Source organism: Corallococcus sp. CA053C (genome assembly GCF_003611675.1).
Lineage (GTDB): Bacteria > Myxococcota > Myxococcia > Myxococcales > Myxococcaceae > Corallococcus.
On the sequence record NZ_RAWA01000496.1, the window covers coordinates 1 to 6398 of the forward strand.

Consider the following 6398-nt stretch of genomic DNA (forward strand, 5'->3'; position numbering starts at 1 on the left):
GGGTTCAATGCGGGACGGGGGACGTGGCTGGGCGGACGCATGGAGGGAAAGGTCGATAGGACCTGGGAGGTCCATAGCACGGAGGATGTCCCTTGGGGTAGTGTGGGCGCCATGTCAGGTAGGGTGCCGGACACCTGACTTCACGGGGAACACGGTCCGGCCAGGGTGGTGAGCGGCAATGAACGAGGAGCTGGCCATCACGGTGGGCATGGCGGCGCGCGCGGCCCGTGAGCGGCAGGGATTGACCCAGGGCGACGTCGCCAGCCAGGTGGGCATCGCCATGGAGGTCTACAGCCGGATGGAGCGGGGGCGGGTGTTGCCCAGCTCCACGACGCTGCGGCGGCTGAGCATGGTGTTGCGCATCCGGGCGGACACGCTGCTGGGATTGGACGGGCCGTCGCTGCCGGACGAGGCGCGCACGGTGGCGCTGGCGGACCGGGAGGAGGACCCGCCGTCCCTGCGACGGCTGGTGCGGGTCCTGCGGCCGCTGGACGAAACGGACCTCCGGGCGGTGGGGCTGGTCATCCAGGGGGCGCTGGCGCTGCGCGACCGCTGATGTCTGGCGCCCCGGGGTGGGCGGGCCCGAAAACTTGCGTGCCGGGGGAGAGGTGCAAGGTTTTGGCCGTGCCCGCCCCCGTCAACGAGAAGCTGAACACGGTGTTTGGAGCCGCCGCGCGGGATGCGCGGATGCGGTTGGGACTCACGCAGGCGGACGTGGCGGAGCGCGTGGGCATCGCCATGGAGGTCTACAGCCGGATGGAGCGGGGGCGGATGCTGCCTCGCGCGCAGAACCTGCGCAGGCTGTGTGACGTGCTGTCGGTGTCCGCGGACGTGCTGCTGGGCGTGGGGCCGGGCCCGTCGCCGGTGCCGCCGCGAGCGCCGCCGGGTCGGCAGGAGGAGTCCGCGGAGCTGCGCCGGCTGCTGCGCACGCTGCGGGAGCTGGAGCCCGCGAGGCTCACGGCCGTGGCGCGCGTGGTGAAGGCCGTGGTGTCGGTGCTGCCCGATGCGCCGTCCGCCGCGCCGGTGCCTCGGAAGAAGGCGCCCGTGCAGGCGAAGAAGCGCCGGAGCGCGGGGTAGGCCGCGCGGGGCTTCGGTTCACGGGCCGCGGCTAGAGTTCGCCAAGAATGCGACCGTTGCGATCAATCGCATAGTCCGCTCCCGCGTCGAGGATGGGGATCTCCAGTTGGATGCCACATCGCTCGATCTTGGGAAAGAAGCTGACGAAGTAGAGGTCGTCGCTGGCCTTCAAGACGGTCGCGTCGTACGTGTCACGCCGGGTCAGGCACTTCGTCAGCGCCTCGTTGCCGGTGTCCGCCTTGCTGTGGGGCGGGATGAACTCGTTGAGCGCGACGATGAAGGCCGCCAGCGCGGGCCCATCCAGATGCGTCCCTTCCTCATAGGAGTTGGGGAAATTGATCTGCGCGGCCTGTTCAAGCGTGCCGCGTGGAGCACGCTCGTATTTGTAGTAGCCGAGGAGGGAGCATCCTGGCAGCACGCTGCCTCCGCACAGGAGGAGCAGCGCCATATGGCGGGGCCGGAAGTTCAAGGGAGCCAGTCCTTCCCATCAAGCATTTCAATCCTGCCTTCATCGTTGACGACGCGTCCGATGACAACCCATCGGCCCTCGCGCAGGGCAAGGATTTCGCGGGTGGCGTAGTTGAAGCGATAGGCGCGGCACTCACCGGTGCCCTCCTTGAAGAACAAATAGAGGTCGCGCTCGAAGACCTGCCCGGTCTTCTTGTCCACCGCTCGGGCGGGATACCATCGGCCGCTCAAGTCGACGCGCGAAAATCGTCGATTGTGCGGGTGGGTGTGGTCGCCGCCCAGGATGATGACAGTCCGGCGCGCGGGGTCATTCACCGTCCCCGGCATCTCGCAGGTCTTCTGCGCGGTCGTGTCGAACTGCCGCTTCACGTCGGACAGATAGCTCAGGTAGTAGGCCTGCTCGTCGGGTGCGTAGTAGTGCAGCGCGCAGTACTCCGACCCCGCCATCCCGGCCGAAGCCCCACCCTGGCCGGTCATCAACTCGCACGCATGCGCCGCCAGGGTTTCCGTATCCGGAAACGGACCCGCGAGTGGGCCGTCTACCTGCAACCGTCCGTCCGACGTCCGGCGCACCCGGATGTTCGGATTGGCGGCGCACCCCACCACGAGGAAACCCACCAACAGCAGAAGTTCACGACCTGGACGGAGCACCCAGGCTCTCTAGGACAGAATCGGAAAACGCGCCTGGCGGTAACTCCCAGAACCCCAGGGTTCAATTCCACCCTCCATTTCCTGCCTGCCTGCACGCTTCACGGGCCCGGAGACAGGCCATCGTGAGCGCCCCCCTCCTCAATGCCAGACAGGTGGGGTAACACGGATGCCCCTTCATGCTTCCTCCCCTGACGCCCGAGGATGAGCCCCGGCGCCTGCGAGCCCTTCGCTCGCTGTGCCTCCTGGACACGCCCGCGCAGGAGCGCTTCGACCGCATCGTGCGCGCCGCCTCCCACCTGTTCCGCGTGCCCATCGCGCTCGTCACCCTGGTGGACGAGGACCGGCAGTGGTTCAAGGCCCGGCAGGGACTGGCCGCCCCCCAGACGCCGCGCGACGTATCGTTCTGTGGCCACGCCATCCTCTCCCCGGCCAGCCTCGTCGTGCCCAACGCCCTGCACGACCCGCGCTTCCACGACAACCCGCTCGTGCTGGGCGCCCCCTTCATCCGCTTCTACGCCGGCCACCCCCTCCAGGCCTCCGACGGCAGCCGCGTGGGCACGCTGTGCCTCATCGACACCCAGCCTCGCGACTTCTCCGACGCGGACCGCGCCGCGCTCGCGGACCTGGCCGGCTGGGTGGAGGTGGAGCTCCACTCGCTCGACGAGAGCAAGGCCCGCGAGGCCCTCGCCCAGCAGGAGCGCTTCTTCGAAGTGTCCAGGGACATGCTCTGCATCGCCGCCATGGACGGCACCTTCCTGCGCCTGTCCAAGGCCTGGAGCCGCACCCTCGGCTTCACCGAGGCGGAGCTCTACGCCACCTCCCTCGTGGACCTGGCCCTGGAGGAGGACCGCGCCGCCACCGCCCGGCACCTGGCCCGCGCCGCCGAAGGCGCCTCCGTCCTCCAGTTCGAACACCGCGCCCGCTGCCAGGACGGCTCCTGGCGCTGGCTCCAGTGGAGCGCCGTCCCGGACCCCGACGTGGGCCTGCTCTTCGCCGTCGCCCGCGACGTCACCCAAGCCCGACTCCTGGAGGACGAACGCCAGCGCGTGGAGCGGATGAAGAACGAGTTCATCTCCACCGTGAGCCACGAGCTGCGCACGCCGCTCACCTCCATCCGCGGCTCCCTGGGCCTCTTGTGCGGCGGCATCGCCGGCCCCCTGCCGCCGCCCGTGGAGCAGATGGTCACCATCGCCCACCGCAACAGCGAGCGGCTGCTGCGCCTCATCAACGACATCCTCGACCTGGAGAAGATGGAGTCCGGCGGGCTGGACCTCCACCTGACCACCACCGACGTGGCCCCGCTGCTCGTCCAGGCGCTCCAGGCCCACCAGGGCTACGCGGCCGAATACGGCGTGCACCTGGACGTGGTCGTGGACGCCCCCGACGCCCGCGCCCGCGTGGACGAGGACCGCTTCAGCCAGGTGCTCGCGAACCTCCTGTCCAACGCCATCAAGTTCTCCCCCCAGGGCGAGCGCGTCACCCTCTCCCTCACCCGCGAGGCCGGCGCCCTGCGCGTCGAGGTGACGGACCGCGGCCCCGGCATCCCGGAGGCGTTCCAGTCCCGCGTCTTCCAGAAGTTCGCGCAGGCGGACGCCTCCGACACCCGCAAGCGCCCCGGCACCGGCCTGGGCCTGAGCATCGCCCACGGGCTGGTGGCCCGGATGGGGGGCAGCCTGCGCTTCACCACCCGGGCCGGCGAGGGCACCCGCTTCTCCTTCGACCTGCCCGAATGCGACCCGCCCCCGTCAGGCTCCACGTCCTGAAAGCCCGTGCGGCGATCCAATCCCCGGCCCCACCCGTAACGCGATCCACTCCCCACCCCGAGGCGCACTCTCTCCCATGGCGACCATCCAGAAGGTCCTGCTCGTCGACGACGAGGACGACATCCGCACCATCGGGCAGCTGAGCCTCAGCCGTGTGGGGGGATGGAAGACGGTGCTCGCGTCCTCGGGCGCGGAGGCCCTGGAGAAGGCGGGCGCGGAGGCCCCGGACGTCATCCTCCTGGACGTGATGATGCCCGGCATGGACGGGCCCACCACCTTCGGCCGGCTGCGCGCCCAGCCCGCCACCGCGAACACGCCCATCATCTTCATGACCGCGAAGATCCAGAAGCAGGAGGTGGCGCGCTACCTGGAGCTGGGCGCGGTGGGCGTCATCGGCAAGCCGTTCGACCCCATGACGCTGCCGCAGGAAATCCGCCGGCTGGTGCCTTGATGGAGCCTCGCCTGTCCAAGCGCTCCGCCGCGCTGGCAGCGGGGGCCCTGCTGCTGCTGTGCACCCTCTTCATCCTGGGGCGCCCGGGCTCCACCGCCGAACACGACCGCTACCGCGGCCAGCTGCGGCAGCTGCGCGTGGCCACCGCGCAGCTGGAGGTGGACGTGCTGCGTCAGCGCCTGGGCATGCGCGAGACGCACGGCACGCAGGGTCACGACTTCGACGCGCTGGCCGCCCGCGCCCGCGCGTTGCGGGTGATGCCGGGCTTCCTGTCGGGCGAGGGCCTCCGCTCGCTCACCGCGTCCCTGGACGCCTACCTGCGCGCGCTGGAGGACTCGCGCACCCTGCTGGCCACCGCCCGCGAACAGGACGCCCGCATCGCGGCCCTGCGCCAGACCTTCCCCCAGAGCGTCTTCGCCACCGCCGCCGCGCTGCCCCCGGGCGCGCTGCGCGAACAGGTGGAGGCGCTGGGCGTGGACGTGCTCACCGCGTCCCGGCCCTCCGAGGAGCGCTTCGGCGCGCGGGTGGAGGGCGCGCTGGAGCGCCTCGCCCACCTGCGCAAGGGCCCGCCGCTGTCCGCCGCCGCCAACGCCGCGCTGGACGACCTGGCCGCCCGGACACGGGAGCTGGCGGCGCTCTCCCGCTCCGCGGACGCGTCCTTCCAGGCGCTCCTGGACCACAGCGCCAGCAGCGAGGCCGAGCGCCTCATCAGCACCTACCTCCAGCTCCAGGAGCAGTCCCAGTCGCGCGCGGAGCGCACGCGCATCGTCCTCTTCGGCGTGTCGCTGCTGCTGGTGGGCTACGTGTTCGTCGTGCTGGTGCGGCTGGCGCGGGCGTCGGCGGCGCTGGGCGAGCTCAACCGGGGCCTGGAGGCGCGCGTGGCGGAGCGCACCCAGGCGCTGTCCGCCGCGAGCGCGGAGGCGCGGGCCAGCGACGCGCGCAAGGCCGCCATCCTGGAGGCGTCCCCGGACGGCATCGTGGTGCTGGACGAGGTCGGCCGCGTGGTGGAGTTCAACCCGTCCGCGGAGGCCCACTTCCGCCTGCGGTCCGTGCAGGCGGTGGGCGCGGACTTCCTCACGCTCGCGCTGCCCGCGTCCCTGCCGGCGGCCCAGCGCGACAGCGTCCGCGCCGCGCTCCAGCGGGACGACGGCCCGGCCGCGCGCGTGGAGTCCCCGTGCCTGCGCGCCGACGGCGGCGTGTTCCCCGCGGAGCTCACCTTCGCGCGCGTGCACGCGGACGGCCCCCCGCGCGTCACCGTCTTCGTGCGCGACCTCACCGAGCGCAAGACCGTGGAGCGGATGAAGAACGAGTTCATCTCCACCGTGAGCCACGAGCTGCGCACCCCGCTCACCTCCATCCGCGGCTCGCTGGGCCTGCTGGAGGGCGGCATCGTGGGGGAGCTGCCCGCGCAGGCGCTGGACATGGTGCGCATCGCGCGCACCAACACGGAGCGCCTCATCCGCCTCATCAATGAAATCCTCGACCTGGAGAAGATGGAGTCGGGGATGCTGGAGCTGAAGCTGCAACCGCAGACGGCCCAGGACCTGGTGGAGGCCACGCTGCTGGGCGTGCAGGGCATGGCGGAGACCGCGCAGGTCACGCTGCGCTCGGACGTGGAGGGCGCGCCGCAGGTGAAGGGCGACCGCGACCGGCTCATCCAGGTGCTCACGAACCTCGTCTCCAACGCGGTGAAGTTCTCCCCCCCGGGCGCCAGCGTGGTGGTGGCGGCGGCCGGGATGGAGGACGGGCGCGTGCGCTTCAGCGTCACCGACCAGGGCCCCGGCATCCCCGAGGAGAAGATGGGCCGCCTCTTCGGCCGCTTCCAGCAACTGGACGCGTCCGACACCCGCTCCAAGGGCGGCACCGGCCTGGGGCTCGCCATCTCGCAGGCCATCGTGGAGCAGCACGGCGGCCGCATCGAAGTGCTGAGCCGCCCGGGCGAGGGCGCCACCTTCCACTTCAGCCTGGAGGCCCTGCGCGCCCCGGCC

General features: G+C 71.2%; 7 protein-coding genes. 5 read left to right on the forward strand and 2 right to left on the reverse strand.

The annotated features are described in order from the left end of the window. Window positions 1-178 precede the first annotated feature (178 nt). Both D7V97_RS38290 and D7V97_RS38295 read left to right on the forward strand, forming a co-directional pair. Complete coding sequence (locus D7V97_RS38290; RefSeq protein WP_120615533.1) at window positions 179-556, forward strand: helix-turn-helix domain-containing protein; 378 nt, start codon at window positions 179-181, stop codon at window positions 554-556. Window positions 557-624: 68 nt separating this feature from the next. Then, window positions 625-1077 carry a helix-turn-helix domain-containing protein gene (locus D7V97_RS38295; protein ID WP_233583501.1) on the forward strand — a complete coding sequence of 151 codons (453 nt, stop codon included), beginning with the start codon at window positions 625-627 and terminating at the stop codon, window positions 1075-1077. Between the two features lie 31 nt (window positions 1078-1108). Here D7V97_RS38295 and D7V97_RS38300 read toward each other — a convergent pair whose 3' ends face one another. Next, window positions 1109-1495 carry a hypothetical protein gene (locus tag D7V97_RS38300; RefSeq protein ID WP_233583502.1) on the reverse strand — a complete coding sequence of 129 codons (387 nt, stop codon included), beginning with the start codon at window positions 1493-1495 and terminating at the stop codon, window positions 1109-1111. Window positions 1496-1542: 47 nt separating this feature from the next. Further along, window positions 1543-2196 (reverse strand): hypothetical protein, encoded by a 654-nt coding sequence (locus D7V97_RS38305; protein ID WP_233583503.1) that lies wholly within the window; start codon window positions 2194-2196, stop codon window positions 1543-1545. Window positions 2197-2372: 176 nt separating this feature from the next. Here D7V97_RS38305 and D7V97_RS38310 point away from each other — a divergent pair, with 176 nt between their 5' ends. From D7V97_RS38310 to D7V97_RS38320, 3 genes are all read left to right on the forward strand, one after another. Beyond that, complete coding sequence (locus D7V97_RS38310) at window positions 2373-3959, forward strand: ATP-binding protein (protein WP_120615536.1); 1587 nt, start codon at window positions 2373-2375, stop codon at window positions 3957-3959. A gap of 76 nt (window positions 3960-4035) precedes the next feature. After that, the gene (locus tag D7V97_RS38315) at window positions 4036-4410 is read left to right on the forward strand and encodes a response regulator (RefSeq protein WP_120615537.1); all 375 of its coding nucleotides are present in this window, start codon (window positions 4036-4038) and stop codon (window positions 4408-4410) included. Then, the coding region (locus tag D7V97_RS38320) for an ATP-binding protein (protein ID WP_120615538.1) at window positions 4410-6398 on the forward strand (1989 nt) is incomplete at its 3' end. The genes D7V97_RS38315 and D7V97_RS38320, both read left to right, overlap by 1 nt.

Excerpts from the sequence above, each read along its gene's own strand:
- D7V97_RS38310 (WP_120615536.1), top strand. The coding sequence starts at position 2,373 with ATGCTTCCTCCCCTGACGCCCGAGGATGAGCCCCGGCGCCTGCGAGCC.
- D7V97_RS38290 (WP_120615533.1), top strand. The coding sequence starts at position 179 with ATGAACGAGGAGCTGGCCATCACGGTGGGCATGGCGGCGCGCGCGGCC.
- D7V97_RS38315 (WP_120615537.1), top strand. The coding sequence starts at position 4,036 with ATGGCGACCATCCAGAAGGTCCTGCTCGTCGACGACGAGGACGACATC.